This window comes from Citrobacter sp. CK185 (assembly GCF_030333565.1).
GTDB lineage: Bacteria > Pseudomonadota > Gammaproteobacteria > Enterobacterales > Enterobacteriaceae > Citrobacter_B > Citrobacter_B koseri.
In genome coordinates this window covers 83,435-98,326 of record NZ_JAOWFR010000023.1, presented here as the reverse complement: position 1 = coordinate 98,326, position 14,892 = coordinate 83,435, and the positions used below count along the sequence as shown (strand labels likewise).

13 protein-coding genes are annotated in these 14,892 nt (G+C 56.0%); 9 read left to right on the top strand and 4 right to left on the bottom strand.

The annotated features are described in order from the left end of the window. Positions 1–87: 87 nt before the first annotated feature. From iaaA to gsiD, 5 genes are all read left to right on the top strand, one after another. Positions 88–1,029, top strand: a complete 942-nt coding sequence (iaaA, locus tag OGV79_RS08150; protein WP_012133130.1) for a beta-aspartyl-peptidase — start codon at positions 88–90, stop codon at positions 1,027–1,029. Positions 1,030–1,039: 10 nt separating this feature from the next. After that, positions 1,040–2,911 (top strand): glutathione ABC transporter ATP-binding protein GsiA, encoded by a 1,872-nt coding sequence (gene gsiA / locus OGV79_RS08145; RefSeq protein ID WP_286468221.1) that lies wholly within the window; start codon positions 1,040–1,042, stop codon positions 2,909–2,911. A 35-nt stretch (positions 2,912–2,946) separates the two neighbouring features. Further along, positions 2,947–4,485, top strand: coding sequence for a glutathione ABC transporter substrate-binding protein GsiB (gene gsiB, locus OGV79_RS08140; protein WP_153258263.1), 1,539 nt, complete (start codon positions 2,947–2,949; stop codon positions 4,483–4,485). A 105-nt stretch (positions 4,486–4,590) separates the two neighbouring features. Beyond that, positions 4,591–5,511: a glutathione ABC transporter permease GsiC gene (gene gsiC / locus OGV79_RS08135; RefSeq protein WP_049010826.1), complete on the top strand. Its 921-nt coding sequence runs from the start codon at positions 4,591–4,593 to the stop codon at positions 5,509–5,511. Between the two features lie 2 nt (positions 5,512–5,513). After that, positions 5,514–6,425: a glutathione ABC transporter permease GsiD gene (gsiD, locus tag OGV79_RS08130; protein WP_275055134.1), complete on the top strand. Its 912-nt coding sequence runs from the start codon at positions 5,514–5,516 to the stop codon at positions 6,423–6,425. Between the two features lie 111 nt (positions 6,426–6,536). On the opposite strand, the gene rimO is transcribed toward gsiD, so the two are convergent. Further along, on the bottom strand, positions 6,537–7,862 hold the full coding sequence (rimO, locus tag OGV79_RS08125; protein ID WP_024130502.1) for a 30S ribosomal protein S12 methylthiotransferase RimO: 1,326 nt from the start codon (positions 7,860–7,862) through the stop codon (positions 6,537–6,539). A 231-nt stretch (positions 7,863–8,093) separates the two neighbouring features. Here rimO and bssR point away from each other — a divergent pair, with 231 nt between their 5' ends. After that, entirely contained in the window at positions 8,094–8,477 is a 384-nt protein-coding gene (bssR, locus tag OGV79_RS08120) for a biofilm formation regulator BssR (RefSeq protein ID WP_024130501.1), read from the top strand. 103 nt (positions 8,478–8,580) lie between these two features. Further along, entirely contained in the window at positions 8,581–9,696 is a 1,116-nt protein-coding gene (locus tag OGV79_RS08115; protein WP_047457915.1) for a PQQ-dependent sugar dehydrogenase, read from the top strand. Here OGV79_RS08115 and OGV79_RS08110 read toward each other — a convergent pair. Continuing rightward, positions 9,693–10,319: a glutathione S-transferase family protein gene (locus OGV79_RS08110; protein WP_049008548.1), complete on the bottom strand. Its 627-nt coding sequence runs from the start codon at positions 10,317–10,319 to the stop codon at positions 9,693–9,695. The genes OGV79_RS08115 and OGV79_RS08110 overlap by 4 nt on opposite strands. A 244-nt stretch (positions 10,320–10,563) precedes the next feature. Here OGV79_RS08110 and dacC point away from each other — a divergent pair, with 244 nt between their 5' ends. Continuing rightward, positions 10,564–11,766, top strand: a complete 1,203-nt coding sequence (dacC, locus tag OGV79_RS08105; protein ID WP_024130500.1) for a serine-type D-Ala-D-Ala carboxypeptidase — start codon at positions 10,564–10,566, stop codon at positions 11,764–11,766. A gap of 106 nt (positions 11,767–11,872) precedes the next feature. Here the strand turns inward: dacC and deoR are convergent, their stop codons facing one another. Continuing rightward, entirely contained in the window at positions 11,873–12,631 is a 759-nt protein-coding gene (gene deoR, locus OGV79_RS08100; RefSeq protein WP_071259601.1) for a DNA-binding transcriptional repressor DeoR, read from the bottom strand. A 71-nt stretch (positions 12,632–12,702) separates the two neighbouring features. Beyond that, positions 12,703–13,311 (bottom strand): undecaprenyl-diphosphate phosphatase, encoded by a 609-nt coding sequence (ybjG, locus tag OGV79_RS08095; RefSeq protein ID WP_115609455.1) that lies wholly within the window; start codon positions 13,309–13,311, stop codon positions 12,703–12,705. Between the two features lie 312 nt (positions 13,312–13,623). On the opposite strand from ybjG, the gene OGV79_RS08090 reads away from it, so the two are divergent. Beyond that, positions 13,624–14,856 (top strand): MFS transporter, encoded by a 1,233-nt coding sequence (locus OGV79_RS08090; RefSeq protein WP_047457904.1) that lies wholly within the window; start codon positions 13,624–13,626, stop codon positions 14,854–14,856. Positions 14,857–14,892: the final 36 nt, after the last annotated feature.

Sequence of the window (14,892 nt, the reverse complement as noted above, 5' to 3'; positions counted from 1 at the left end):
TCTATATTCAAAAATCGAATCAATAACTCACAACAATTCTGATATTTATAGGGAAAGTTGTGTGCCACCGCTAACGGACGACAAATAATGGGCAAAGCAGTCATTGCTATTCACGGCGGCGCAGGCGCAATTACGCGCGCACAGATGAGCCAGGAGCAGGAACAGCGCTATATTCAGGCGCTGTCGGACATCGTCGAAACAGGACAGAAAATGCTGGAGGCGGGCGAAAGCGCGCTGGATGTGGTGACGGAAGCGGTGCGTTTGCTGGAAGAGTGCCCATTATTTAATGCCGGGATCGGCGCGGTTTACACGCGCGACGCCACCCACGAACTGGATGCCTGCGTCATGGACGGCAATACGCTTAACGCAGGCGCTGTCGCTGGCGTTCGCCATTTACGCAACCCGGTGCTGGCCGCCAGGCTGGTGATGGAGCAAAGCCCGCATGTGCTGATGGTGGGGGACGGGGCGGAAGCGTTTGCGGCTTCCAGGGGGATGGAGCGCGTTTCTGCCGATCTTTTCTCCACGCCTGAGCGCTATGCGCAACTGCTGGCGGCGCGTGACGCCGGAGAAACGGTGCTCGACCATAGCGGCGCGCCGTTGGATGAAACCACCAAAATGGGCACCGTGGGCGCGGTGGCGCGGGATCGGTTTGGTAATCTGGCGGCGGCCACGTCGACGGGCGGCATGACGAATAAACTGCCTGGTCGCGTAGGCGACAGCCCGCTGGTCGGGGCTGGGTGTTACGCCAACAACGCCAGCGCGGCGGTTTCCTGTACCGGAACGGGCGAGGTGTTTATCCGCGCATTGGCGGCCTACGATATTGCCGCGCTGATGGACTACGGCGGACTCAGCCTGGCGGAAGCCTGCGAGCGTGTGGTCATGGAGAAATTGCCTGCGCTGGGCGGCAGCGGTGGGCTGATTGCCGTCGATCATGAAGGCAACGTCGCCCTACCTTTTAACAGCGAAGGCATGTATCGCGCCTGGGGATATGCCGGAGATACGCCAACGACGGGGATCTACCGGGAGTGAGGAGCAACAGGTGCCACACAGTCACGAATTAGACGCCAGCGACGTACTGGCGGTCAAAAATTTGAACATTGCGTTCGAGCAGGAGCAGCAACGCGTCAGCGCGGTGCGCAATGTGTCGTTTCGGCTTCAGCGAGGCGAAACGCTGGCGATTGTCGGCGAATCGGGATCGGGGAAATCCGTTACGGCGTTATCGTTGATGCGCCTGATCGAGCAGGCGGGCGGCGACGTTCACTGCGATCAGATGCTGCTTCGGCGGCGTAATCGCCAGGTCATTGAACTGGGAGAGCAAAGCGATGCGCAGATGCAGCGCGTGCGCGGCGCGGATATCGCCATGATCTTTCAGGAGCCGATGACCTCGCTTAACCCGGTATTTACCGTGGGCGAGCAGATTGCCGAGTCCATTCGTCTGCATCAGGGGGCGAGCCGCGAAGAGGCAATGGCGGAAGCGAAACGGATGCTTGACCAGGTGCGCATTCCTGAGTCGCAGGCCATCTTATCGCGTTACCCGCATCAGCTTTCCGGCGGGATGCGCCAGCGGGTGATGATCGCGATGGCGTTGTCGTGCCGCCCGGCGGTGCTGATTGCCGATGAACCGACCACCGCGCTGGACGTCACGATTCAGGCGCAGATCCTGCAACTGATCAAAGTGCTGCAACAGGATATGTCGATGGGGGTGATTTTTATCACCCATGACATGGGCGTGGTGGCCGATATTGCCGATCGCGTCCTGGTGATGTATCAGGGCGAAGCGGTGGAGACCGGCAGCGTTGAGCAAATTTTCCACGCGCCGCAGCACCCTTATACCAAAGCGCTGCTGGCCGCCGTGCCGCAGTTAGGCGAGATGAGCGGACACGATCTGCCGCGCCGCTTTCCGCTGATTTCACTGAACGATCCCGATCGTGTGGAACCGCAAACCGAGCAGGACACGGTGGTGGCAGGCGATCCGATCCTGCAAGTGCGCAACCTGGTGACGCGTTTTCCGCTGCGTAGCGGCATTCTTAACCGCGTGACCCGTGAAGTGCATGCGGTGGAAAACGTCAGCTTTGATCTCTGGCCTGGCGAAACGCTCTCGCTGGTGGGGGAATCCGGCTGTGGTAAATCGACCACCGGGCGGGCGTTGCTGCGGCTGGTGGAGTCGCAGGCTGGCGAAATTACCTTCAACGGGCGGCGGATCGACACGCTTCCTGCCGGTAAGTTACAGCCGCTACGGCGAGATATTCAGTTTATTTTTCAGGACCCTTACGCTTCGCTCGACCCGCGCCAGACGGTGGGTTACTCCATAATGGAACCATTGCGGGTGCATGGTTTGCTGGAAGGCGAGGCGGCCGCGTCGCGGGTGGCGTGGTTGCTTGAGCGCGTAGGATTGTGCCCGGAACATGCGTGGCGTTATCCGCATGAGTTTTCTGGCGGCCAGCGTCAGCGTATCTGCATCGCCCGCGCGCTGGCGCTGAATCCAAAAGTGATTATCGCCGATGAGTCAGTCTCCGCGCTGGATGTCTCGATTCGCGGGCAGATCATTAATCTGTTGCTCGATTTGCAGCGGGAAATGGGCATCGCGTATCTGTTTATTTCACACGATATGGCGGTGGTGGAGCGCATCAGTCATCGCGTGGCGGTGATGTATCTGGGGCAGATTGTGGAAATCGGCCCCCGCCGGGCGGTGTTTGAAAATCCGCAGCATCCCTATACCCGTAAATTAATGGCGGCAGTACCGGTGGCCGATCCTTCCCGGCACAGGCCGCAGCGTGTGCTGCTGTCGGACGATATCCCCAGCAACATCCGTAAACGTGGGGAGGAGATCGCGCCCGCTCCATTGCAGTTAGTCGGGCCGGGGCATTATGTCGCGCGCGCGCAGGCAGAAAATGCGTTATCGCGTTTATAACATCTCATAAAACAGGCAGGGTTCAGGAGAATAATATGACAACATTTGTAACCCGTAATTGGCTGGTTGCGCTGGGCGTCGCTTCTGCACTGGCGGCATCTCCGGCGTTTGCTGCTAAAGATGTGGTGGTAGCGGTAGGTTCTAATTTCACCACGCTCGATCCGTACGATGCGAACGACACCTTATCGCAGGCGGTGGCGAAGTCGTTTTATCAGGGGCTGTTTGGTCTTGATAAAGACATGAAGCTAAAAAATGTGCTGGCTGAAAGCTACACCGTTTCCGACGATGGCCTGATCTACACCCTGAAGCTGCGCGAGGGGGTAAAATTCCAGGACGGCACCGACTTTAACGCAGCGGCGGTGAAGGCCAACCTCGATCGCGCGAGCGATCCAGAAAACCATCTCAAACGCTACAACCTGTATAAAAACATCGATAAAACCGAAGCGGTCGATCCGACGACGGTAAAAATTACGCTGAAACAACCGTTCTCGGCGTTTATCAATATTCTGGCGCACCCGGCGACGGCGATGATCTCTCCGGCCGCGCTGGAAAAATACGGTAAGGACATTGGCTTCCATCCGGTCGGCACCGGGCCGTATCAGCTGGATACCTGGAACCAGACTGATTTCGTGAAAGTGAAGAAATTTGCCGATTACTGGCAGAAAGGCTTACCTAAACTGGATACGATCACCTGGCGCCCGGTAACGGACAACAACACCCGCGCGGCAATGCTGCAAACCGGGGAAGCGCAATTTGCGTTCCCGATCCCTTACGAGCAGGCGACAATTCTGGAGAAAAACAAAAACCTACAGTTGGTTGCCAGCCCGTCGATCATGCAGCGTTACATCAGCATGAACGTGACGCAAAAACCGTTCGATAATCCGAAGGTGCGGGAAGCGCTGAACTACGCCATCAACCGTCAGGCGCTGGTCAAAGTGGCCTTTGCCGGTTATGCGACGCCTGCCACGGGCGTGGTGCCGCCAGCTATTGCGTATGCGCAGAGCTACGCGCCGTGGCCTTACGATCCGGCGAAAGCGCGCGAACTGCTGAAAGAGGCGGGCTATCCGAATGGGTTTAGCACCACGCTGTGGTCGTCTCATAACCACAGCACCGCACAGAAAGTGCTGCAATTTACGCAACAGCAGCTGGCGCAGGTCGGTATTAAGGCGCAGGTAACGGCGATGGACGCCGGGCAGCGTGCGGCAGAAGTGGAAGGCAAGGGGCAGAAAGAGAGCGGTGTGAGAATGTTCTACACCGGCTGGTCGGCTTCCACGGGGGAGGCGGACTGGGCGTTGTCACCGCTGTTTGCCTCGCAAAACTGGCCGCCAACGCTGTTCAATACTGCGTTCTACAGCAACAAGCAGGTTGATGACGACTTAGCAGCAGCGCTGAAAACCAACGATCCGCAGGAGAAAGCGCGCCTGTATAAAGAGGCGCAGGACACCCTCTGGAAAGAGTCCCCCTGGATTCCGCTGGTGGTGGAGAAACTGGTCTCAGCCCACAGTAAAAATTTGACGGGTTTCTGGATCATGCCGGACACTGGCTTCAGTTTTGATGACGCGGATTTGCAGTAAGCAACGCGCGCCCGATGGTTTTATCCGGCTTGCCGACGCAGTTCGTTGCAGGTCGGATAAGGGATTTACGTCGCCATCCGGCAAAAGGTTTGTAAAGGGAGCCTGATGCTTAATTATGTGCTTAAGCGCCTGCTGGGGTTGATTCCGACCCTGTTTATTGTGGCGGTGCTGGTGTTTTTATTTGTTCATCTGTTGCCTGGCGATCCGGCGCGGCTGATTGCCGGGCCGGAGGCTGACGCGCAGGTGATTGAACTGGTGCGCCAGCAGCTTGGTCTCGATCGGCCGTTGCATGTCCAGTTCTGGCATTACATGACTAACGTGTTGCAGGGTGATTTCGGCACGTCGATGGTGTCTCGTCGTCCGGTATCGGCAGAGATTGCCAGCCGCTTTATGCCGACGCTGTGGTTGACCATCACCAGTATGGTATGGGCGGTACTGTTCGGGATGACCGCCGGAATTATCGCCGCCGTCTGGCGTAATCGCTGGCCGGACAGGCTTAGCATGACGCTGGCGGTAACCGGGATTTCGTTCCCGGCGTTCGCGCTGGGGATGCTGCTGATGCAGATATTCTCCGTTGAGCTGGGGTGGTTGCCGACCGTGGGCGCAGATAGCTGGCAGCACTATATTCTTCCCTCCATCACGCTTGGCGCCGCCGTTGCGGCCGTGATGGCGCGCTTTACCCGAGCGTCGTTTGTGGATGTCCTCAGTGAAGACTATATGCGCACCGCGCGCGCGAAAGGGGTCAGCGAAACCTGGGTGGTGCTGAAACACGGTCTGCGTAACGCCATGATCCCGGTTGTGACCATGATGGGGTTGCAGTTTGGCTTTCTGCTCGGCGGTTCGATTGTCGTCGAGAAGGTCTTTAACTGGCCCGGACTGGGGCGGTTGCTGGTTGATTCAGTGGAAATGCGCGACTACCCGGTGATTCAGGCTGAAGTGCTGCTGTTTTCTCTGGAGTTTATTCTTATTAATTTAGTGGTGGATGTGCTTTATGCCGCCATTAACCCGGCTATCAGGTACAAGTAAGGATGCGATTATTTAACTGGCGCCGTCAGGCGGTTTTAGATGCCATGCCGCGGGTCAAACCCGACCGGGTGCGTACGCCGTGGCATGAATTCTGGCGGCGTTTTCGCCGTCAGCATGTGGCGATGATCGCAGGGATATTTGTGCTGTTGCTGATCCTGGTGGCGATATTCGCCCGCTGGCTAACGCCTTTCGATGCGGAAAATTACTTTGATTACGATCGCCTGAATGACGGTCCTTCGGCGGCGCACTGGTTTGGCGTGGACTCGCTGGGGCGGGATATTTTCAGCCGCGTCCTGGTCGGGGCGCAAATTTCGCTGGCGGCAGGCGTTTTCGCCGTCTTTATCGGCGCGGCGCTTGGCACGGTGCTTGGGCTGGTTGCGGGCTATTACGAAGGCTGGTGGGACCGGCTGATCATGCGTATTTGCGATGTGCTGTTCGCGTTTCCGGGCATTCTGTTAGCGATTGCGGTCGTGGCGGTGCTCGGTAGCGGTATTGCGAATGTGATTATCGCCGTCGCTATCTTTTCTATCCCCGCGTTTGCCCGTCTGGTGCGCGGAAACACATTAGTGCTGAAACAGCAGACGTTTATTGAGTCGGCGCGCAGTATTGGCGCCAGCGATGCGACGATTTTGTTCAACCATATTTTGCCCGGCACGGTCTCGTCGATCGTGGTCTTTTTCACTATGCGCATCGGGACGTCGATTATTTCTGCGGCAAGCCTGTCGTTTCTGGGGTTAGGCGCGCAGCCGCCAACGCCGGAGTGGGGGGCAATGCTCAATGAAGCGCGGGCGGATATGGTCATCGCGCCGCATGTGGCGATTTTTCCGGCGGTGGCGATTTTCCTGACGGTGCTGGCGTTTAACCTGCTGGGCGACGGGCTGCGCGACGCGCTGGACCCGAAGATTAAGGGGTGAATGTCGAACCGTAGGCCTGATAAGACGCTTCAGCGTCGCCATCAGGCATTGCGCCGGATGGCGGCATAAATGCCTTATCCGGCCTACGGGTTTTACGATAATTTGGGCGAATTAAACGCGGCTGCCCCACAGGTCATATTCGTCGGCGTTATCAACTTTCACGCGGATAACGTCTCCGGGTTTAACGTTGGTTTCACCGTTGAGGTAGACCGCGCCGTCGATTTCCGGTGCGTCAGCCATGCTGCGGCCAATCGCGCCTTCTTTGTCAACCTCGTCGATAATGACCAGGATTTCGCGACCCACTTTCTCTTGCAGACGTTCTGCGGAGATCTGCTGTTGCAGCTGCATAAAGCGGTTCCAGCGCTCTTCTTTCACCTCTTCCGGCACCTGATCCGGCAGCGCGTTCGCGCCAGCGCCTTCGACCGGGCTGTACTTGAAGCAGCCAACGCGATCCAGGCGCGCCTCTTTGAGGAAGTCGAGCAGCATCTGGAAATCGTCTTCCGTCTCGCCAGGGAAACCGACGATAAAGGTTGAACGCAGGGTCAGCTCCGGGCAAATCTCACGCCACTGTTTGATGCGCGCCAGTTGGCGATCGACAGCGCCCGGACGCTTCATCAGTTTGAGAATGCGCGGGCTGGCATGTTGCAGGGGGATATCCAGATACGGCAGGATTTTGCCTTCCGCCATCAGCGGGATCACGTCATCAACGTGCGGATAAGGGTAGACGTAGTGCAGGCGCGTCCAGATGCCCAGTTTTGACAACTGCTCGCAAAGGTCGACCATGCTCGTTTTTACCGGCTCGCCGTTGTGGAAACCGGTGCGGTGCTTCACATCCACGCCGTAAGCGGAGGTATCCTGGGAGATGACGAGGATCTCTTTCACGCCCGCATCGACCAGACGTTTGGCCTCGCTTAACACTTCGCCAATCGGACGGCTGACCAGATCGCCGCGCATGGACGGAATAATGCAGAAGGTGCAGCGATGGTTGCAGCCTTCAGAAATCTTCAGGTAGGCGTAGTGACGCGGGGTCAGCTTAACGCCCTGTTCCGGCACCAGGCTCAGGAACGGGTTGTGCTTCGGTTTTGGTACGTAATGGTGAACGTGTTCCAGAACCTGCTCATAGCTATGCGGCCCGGTGATTTCCAGCACTTTAGGGTGCACTTCACGGATCTGATCGACTTTCGCGCCCAGGCAGCCGGTGACGATCACCTTGCCATTTTCAGTCAGCGCTTCACCAATCGCTTCCAGAGACTCCTGTACGGCGCTGTCGATAAAGCCACAGGTATTGACGATCACCATGTCGGCGTCGTCGTAGCTCGGTACGACGTCATAGCCTTCGGTACGCAGTTCAGTCAGGATTCGCTCCGAATCAACCAGGTTTTTCGGGCAGCCCAGGGAGACGAAGCCGATTTTCGGCTGGCGGGTTACATTGCTCATAGCTTAAAAATTGTTCAGTTATTGGAATGGTCAGAGCAGGGATTCTACAGAGATCCGGGCAAAAAATGTATCGCTATCTCATCGCCTGTGCGGGTAAGCGCGCCACGGGATTTATAGCAAATATGTAAAGTATGTTAATACCGAGTGAATTATTGATCTCAGGCAGCACTTTGTTCAAAAAATGACCATACTATTAAGTTGCAGTATGGTTGGAAAGAGGAGGAACAAGGTATGGTCGTTGACAGACTAAGAACCGAGCTACTTAACAAGCTGATAAACGCCCGAATCGATCTCGCCGCTTATTTGCAGTTAAGAAAGGCGAAAGGCTATATGTCAGTCAGCGAAAGTGATCATCTGCGTGACAACTTTTTTGAACTGAATCGTGGGCTTCATGATAAATCACTGCTGCAAGGTCTGCATCTGGATCAGGAAGAATGGAATGCTTTACATCGTGCTGAAGGCGCACTGGCAGCCGCCGCAGTATGTCTCATGAGCGGACACCATGACTGTCCGACGTTTATCGCCGTCAACGCAGAGAAACTTGAAAACTGTCTGACAACATTGACGCTGAGTATCCAGAGCCTGAAAGCGCAATCACCGCTTGAACAGGTCTAAGTCAGGGGGAGGCGACTCCCCCTTTTCGTTAAGTTTTTGTAAAAATCAATCCGCGCTGTCCCTTGCTGACTACGCTTTAACGCAGGGTCATACAGGAGGCGGTATGCGTCGGACACTTTTCTCTGTTGCCTTATTGGCACTGTTTTCTCCCTTCGTGAATGCAGAAACTCCGGCGGTGAAGGTGGAGGTTTTGCAGACCAAACTTGATCATCCCTGGGCGCTGGCTTTTCTGCCGGATAATCGCGGTATGTTGATAACTCTCAGAGGCGGCCAGCTTCGTCACTGGCAGGCGGGTAAAGGGCTTTCCGATCCGATAACGGGCGTGCCGAAGGTCTGGGCGAACGGTCAGGGGGGATTACTGGACGTGGCGCTCGCGCCTGATTTTGAGCAGTCTCGCCGCGTCTGGCTCAGTTTTTCTGAGGCCGATCGCGAGGGGAAAGCCGGAACGGCGGTTGGCTTCGGGCGACTCAGCGATGACCTGAAACATCTGGAAGAATTCCAGACTGTTTTTCGTCAGATGCCGAAACTCTCAACCGGTAATCATTTCGGCGGACGACTGGTATTTGATGGCAAAGGCCATCTGTTTATCGGGCTTGGCGAAAATAATCAGCGCCCTACCGCACAGGATCTGGACAAGTTGCAGGGCAAAGTGGTGCGCCTGACCGACCAGGGGAGCGTGCCGCCGGATAATCCCTTTGTGAATCAGACCGGCGCGCGCCCTGAGATCTGGTCGTACGGCATACGTAACCCGCAGGGTATGGCGATAAACCCGTGGAGCGATGCGCTGTGGTTGAATGAACATGGCCCGCGCGGCGGCGATGAAATCAATATCCCCGAAAAAGGTAAAAATTATGGCTGGCCGCTGGCAACCTGGGGCATCAACTACAGCGGCTTTAAAATCCCGGAAGCGAAAGGTGAAATTGTCGAGGGAACGGAGCAGCCGATCTTCTACTGGAAAAAATCGCCAGCGGTCAGCGGTATGGCGTTTTATAACAGCGACACGTTCCCTCAATGGAAGCAGAAACTGTTTATCGGCGCGCTGAAAGAGCAGGATGTGATTGTCCTGAGCGTTAACGGCGATAAGGTGACGGAGGACGGACGGATTCTGGGCGACAGAGGGAAACGTATTCGCGATGTGCGCGCAGGACCCGACGGTTATTTATATGTCTTAACCGACGAGTCCGACGGAGAACTGCTGAAAGTCAGCCCACGCGCTTAGCTGACCGGGATCATCACTGTTTTACGAAACGCCGGACGTTCGGTAAGTTGCTGATACCAGCGCTCAAGGTGAGGGCGCGGCGTCCAGCTCAGGCCAACGTTAAACAGGTTGTAGACGAAGGGGGCGATCGCGATATCCGCCGTGCCGAACTCCGCGCCGGAGAACCAGGTCTGGCTGGCCAGCGCCTCATCAAGAATGCCAAACAGGCCGTCGCAGACGTTGGCGCCGGCGTCGATCGCCGCCTGGTCGCGCTGCTCCGGCGGGGTGCGGACTAAACCCATCAGGATCACGCGATGCGCCGGGCTTAACGTCTGGTTTGCCCAGTCCATCCACTTTTCCCCTTCTGCCCGTCGCGCCGGAGAGTCTACCCACAGACGTTTTTGCCCATACTGCGCCGCCAGATAGCGGACGATGGTATTGGACTCCCAGAGCAAAACATCCGTTTCATCATCGCGCAGCAGCGGCACCAGGCCATTCGGGTTCATCGCCAGATAGTCAGCGTCATGATTCAGCCCGAACTGCCCGCCTGCCAGAATTTGCGTATAAGGCAGCTCCAGTTCGTCGAGCGTCCATCGCACTTTTTTGACGTTGGTTGAGTTATTCCGTCCCCACAGCGTAATCATAGTTACCCCTCAAATTGTTCTGCAATCGGTATCCGACTCGTCCCATGGTGGGATAAAGCTAACATTTACGCAACAGCTTGCAAAAAAATCCTCACGGAGGCAGCGCAGCGTGGCGTTATTGCATAAACTTTAAAAACTTTACCAACTTACGGTTTCTTTAAGTTCGTTAGTGCGTTATTACTCACCGCACTTATAACACGGTGGTATGGCGTGTTTTTTTGGAATGGATACTCGGGTGGCATTTATGACGCAATACTCTTCTTCCCTTCGTAGTCTTGCTGCGGGTTCAGCACTCTTATTCCTTTTTGCGCCGACGTTACAGGCGGCTGAGCAGACAACGGCGCCGCCGAGCGTTGATGCGCGCGCGTGGATTTTAATGGACTATTCCAGCGGCAAGGTGCTGGCGGAAGGCAACGCCGACGAGAAACTGGACCCCGCCAGCCTGACCAAAATTATGACCAGTTACGTCGTCGGGCAGGCGCTGAAGGCCGGAAAAATTCAGCTTACGGATATGGTGACGGTAGGAAAAGACGCCTGGGCCACGGGCAACCCGGCTCTGCGCGGTTCGTCGGTCATGTTTCTTAAGCCCGGAGATCAGGTCTCGGTATCCGATCTCAACAAGGGTGTGATTATTCAGTCGGGTAACGACGCCTGTATTGCGCTTGCGGATTATGTTGCCGGAAGCCAGGAGTCGTTCATTGGTTTGATGAATGGTTACGCGAAAAAACTGGGGCTGACCAACACAACGTTCCAGACGGTTCACGGCCTGGATGCGCCGGGGCAGTTTAGTACCGCGCGTGATATGGCGCTGCTGGGCAAAGCGCTGATCCATGATGTGCCGGAAGAGTACGCCATTCACAAAGAAAAAGAGTTCACTTTCAACAAGATTCGCCAGCCGAACCGTAACCGCCTGCTGTGGAGTTCTAATCTGAACGTTGACGGCATGAAAACCGGGACAACGGCAGGCGCCGGATACAATCTGGTGGCCTCTGCGACTCAAGGAGATATGCGTTTGATCTCCGTCGTGCTGGGGACGAAAACCGATCGCATCCGTTTTAATGAGTCAGAGAAATTGTTGACCTGGGGCTTCCGCTTCTTTGAAACGGTGACACCCATTAAACCTGACGCGACGTTCGTGACTCAGCGCGTCTGGTTTGGGGATAAGAGCGAGGTGAATCTGGGCGCGGGAGAGGCGGGTTCCGTGACGATTCCGCGCGGACAGCTGAAAAACCTGAAGGCCAGCTTTACGCTGACGGAACCGCAGCTGACCGCGCCGTTGAAGAAAGGCCAGGTTGTCGGCACCATCGACTTCCAGCTCAACGGAAAGTCCATTGAACAGCGTCCGCTGATGGTGATGGAAAACGTGGAAGAGGGCGGCTTCTTTGGGCGGATATGGGACTTCGTCCTGATGAAATTCCACCAGTGGTTTGGCGGCTGGTTCTCTTAATCGCGGTGACGGTGCCGGATGGCGTTAACGCTTATCCGGCCTACGATACGTGCATATTTGTAGGCCGGATAAGGCGCGGCAGCGCCGCCATCCGGCAAACCTTACATCAATACATCAACGTAATGCGCTGCGCTTTGGCATAATCGACAAACTCATCGTCGGGGCGGCAGTCACTCACTACCGTATCAAAACGCGTTAATTCCCCCATCCGCGCGGGTCGCACCTTGCCGAATTTACTGTGATCCACCACCAGGACATGGTATTGCGCCATCGACATAGCCCAGTGTTTCACCGGCAGCTCTTCGAGGTTAAAACAGGTTGCCCCTTTGCTGATATGAACGCCTGCGGCGGAATAAAAGGCGATATCAGGGCAGATATTATTCAGGGTTTCCTGAAAATCGAGCGGTTTGAAAATGGCGTTGCTGGCGTGAAATTCCCCGCCGCACAGAATCGCCCGGCACAGGGGTTTTTCCTGGAGCGCCAGAAACGTATTCAGGGAATAACAGACGGCGGTGAAAGGCAATTCGTTATCAATGGCTTCAATGATCCACGGCGTGGTGGTGCCGCAGTCAAAAAAAATCGTCTGATGCGCCTGTACCAGACCGGCGGCCAGCTGCGCGGCGCGGCGCTTCTCTTCAACCAGGCGGGATTTTTGATCGCTCAATAAATAATGGCTGGCGCTGCGGGGTTCCAGAACAATATACCCGCCCAGTAACACGACGGGCGCGCTTTTATTATTCAGGTCGCGACGAATGGTCATCTCCGATACGCCCAGCAGAGTCGCGGCTTCTTTCAGGTGTAATTTATCGCTGCGTTTTAGCGCTTGCAGCAATTGACCAATACGCTCGTCGCGTCGTGTTTCCATAATTCCCCTGGACAGTTGAATAAGCACTCTGCACAGTACAGAGCGCTTAATACTACTCTTTTTTCACCAGGTTAGTCACGTACCCAGCCTTTACGAATGGGCAGCGCGAAGCAGACGCGGTAGCACGTTTGTAGGCCGTGGTAGAGAGCAACCCCATATTTTTGCCACAGCATTTGCGTGCTCAGGCAGCCGATCATCCCGACCAGCAAACCGCCGAGCATATCCAGCGGCCAGTGAACGCCGAGGTAAACGCGTGACCAGGCGACAGTCACGGCCAGCGCCATGAGCAGTATGCCAGACCAGACGCGGTGCCAGAATAAAAACGCCAGCGCAAAGGTAAAGACAACGGTGCCGTGGTCGCTCGGGAAGGAGTCATCGGGCGCGTGATGCAGGAAGTTATAGCCGATACGATCGACAAAAGGACGATCGTGCGGGAAAAGATGCCCCATTATCCAGGAGATCGTCAGGCTGATGAGCAGCGCGATACCCATTTTAATCACCAGCTGGCGTTGAGCGCAGACCCGATCGCGCGGCCCCCATAACCAAAGCACAACGGCCAGCAGCGGCACGATGTTAATCAAATCTCTGGCAATGAAAATGGCCAGGGCGATCATCCACTGTGCGGAGTCGGGGGTGGCATTGATTAAGTAAAACAGCGAGTTGTTAAGGTTTTCCAGCATAACATCCAGACTCAGTGCAGTGATTAAACGAAACGACCCTACGTGCTCCGGGTAAGGGCGAGAATACAAAGTGCCGCAACGGGGGGAAAGCGGTATTGTCTTATTTACCTGTAAAATGAGGAGATTTAAGACAATGGCGCGAGCTTATTCGCCATGATAGCGCCAGCAACTTAAATTAACCTTAAAGCAAAAGGTCACGAAGGATGATTATGTAAAAATGTGCGCATTTTGTTTGTAAATCACATAATTCGCTATCTCAGGTAACGTACTTTCATTACACTTTGCGCGATTTTTTATTTGCGAAGAGATTGCATGCAAAACCTTTCACAAACAGGCGTCCGGCTCGGACGTCAGGCACTGCTTTTCCCTCTCTGTCTGGTGCTTTACGAATTTTCTACGTATATCGGCAACGATATGATCCAGCCGGGGATGCTGGCGGTGGTGGAACAGTATCAGGCCGGGATCGACTGGGTTCCGACCTCGATGACCGCCTACCTGGCGGGTGGGATGTTTTTGCAGTGGCTGTTAGGGCCGCTGTCGGATCGTATTGGACGCCGCCCGGTGATGTTAGCGGGCGTGATCTGGTTTATCGTCACCTGCCTTGCCACACTGCTGGCGCAAAACATTGAGCAGTTCACCCTGCTGCGTTTTTTACAGGGGGTAAGCCTGTGCTTTATTGGTGCTGTGGGGTACGCCGCCATTCAGGAATCCTTTGAAGAAGCGGTGTGTATCAAAATTACGGCGTTAATGGCTAACGTTGCCCTGATTGCGCCGCTACTGGGGCCGCTGGTGGGCGCCGCCTGGGTGCATGTTCTGCCGTGGGAAGGGATGTTTGTTCTGTTTGCCGTACTGGCGGCGATTGCTTTTGTCGGCTTACAGCGCGCGATGCCGGAGACCGCGACCCGCCTCGGCGAGAAGCTGTCGTTTAAAGAGCTGGGGCGGGATTACAAGCTGGTGCTGAAAAACGTGCGGTTTGTTGCCGGCGCGCTGGCGCTGGGGTTCGTCAGCCTGCCGCTGCTGGCGTGGATTGCCCAGTCACCGATCATTATCATCAGCGGTGAGCAGCTCAGCAGCTATGAATATGGCTTGTTGCAGGTTCCTGTCTTTGGCGCGCTGATTGCCGGGAATCTGGTGCTGGCGCGGTTGACCTCCCGGCGAACGGTGCGCGCATTGATTATCATGGGCGGCTGGCCGATTGTGGCGGGATTGCTGATCGCCGCAGCCGCGACGGTGGTCTCTTCCCATGCATATTTATGGATGACGGCGGGTCTGAGCGTCTACGCCTTTGGCATCGGCGTGGCGAACGCGGGGCTGGTGCGTCTGACCCTGTTCGCCAGCGATATGAGCAAAGGCACGGTTTCTGCGGCGATGGGGATGTTGCAGATGCTGATCTTTACCGTGGGTATTGAAGTGAGCAAGCATGCTTATCTGAGCGGCGGCAACGGCTTATTCAGCCTCTTCAACCTGGCGAACGGCATTCTCTGGCTGCTGCTGATGGTTATCTTCCTGAAAGACAAACGGGTAGGGGATTCACGGGAAGGGTGAGGCCCTCCGGCGCAGCGCCATCAGGCCTCAAAGAGG

Excerpts from the sequence above, each read along its gene's own strand:
- iaaA (WP_012133130.1), top strand. The coding sequence starts at position 88 with ATGGGCAAAGCAGTCATTGCTATTCACGGCGGCGCAGGCGCAATTACG.
- gsiB (WP_153258263.1), top strand. The coding sequence starts at position 2,947 with ATGACAACATTTGTAACCCGTAATTGGCTGGTTGCGCTGGGCGTCGCT.
- gsiC (WP_049010826.1), top strand. The coding sequence starts at position 4,591 with ATGCTTAATTATGTGCTTAAGCGCCTGCTGGGGTTGATTCCGACCCTG.
- gsiD (WP_275055134.1), top strand. The coding sequence starts at position 5,514 with ATGCGATTATTTAACTGGCGCCGTCAGGCGGTTTTAGATGCCATGCCG.
- rimO (WP_024130502.1), bottom strand. The coding sequence starts at position 7,862 with ATGAGCAATGTAACCCGCCAGCCGAAAATCGGCTTCGTCTCCCTGGGC.
- bssR (WP_024130501.1), top strand. The coding sequence starts at position 8,094 with ATGGTCGTTGACAGACTAAGAACCGAGCTACTTAACAAGCTGATAAAC.
- OGV79_RS08115 (WP_047457915.1), top strand. The coding sequence starts at position 8,581 with ATGCGTCGGACACTTTTCTCTGTTGCCTTATTGGCACTGTTTTCTCCC.
- OGV79_RS08110 (WP_049008548.1), bottom strand. The coding sequence starts at position 10,319 with ATGATTACGCTGTGGGGACGGAATAACTCAACCAACGTCAAAAAAGTG.
- dacC (WP_024130500.1), top strand. The coding sequence starts at position 10,564 with ATGACGCAATACTCTTCTTCCCTTCGTAGTCTTGCTGCGGGTTCAGCA.
- deoR (WP_071259601.1), bottom strand. The coding sequence starts at position 12,631 with ATGGAAACACGACGCGACGAGCGTATTGGTCAATTGCTGCAAGCGCTA.
- ybjG (WP_115609455.1), bottom strand. The coding sequence starts at position 13,311 with ATGCTGGAAAACCTTAACAACTCGCTGTTTTACTTAATCAATGCCACC.
- OGV79_RS08090 (WP_047457904.1), top strand. The coding sequence starts at position 13,624 with ATGCAAAACCTTTCACAAACAGGCGTCCGGCTCGGACGTCAGGCACTG.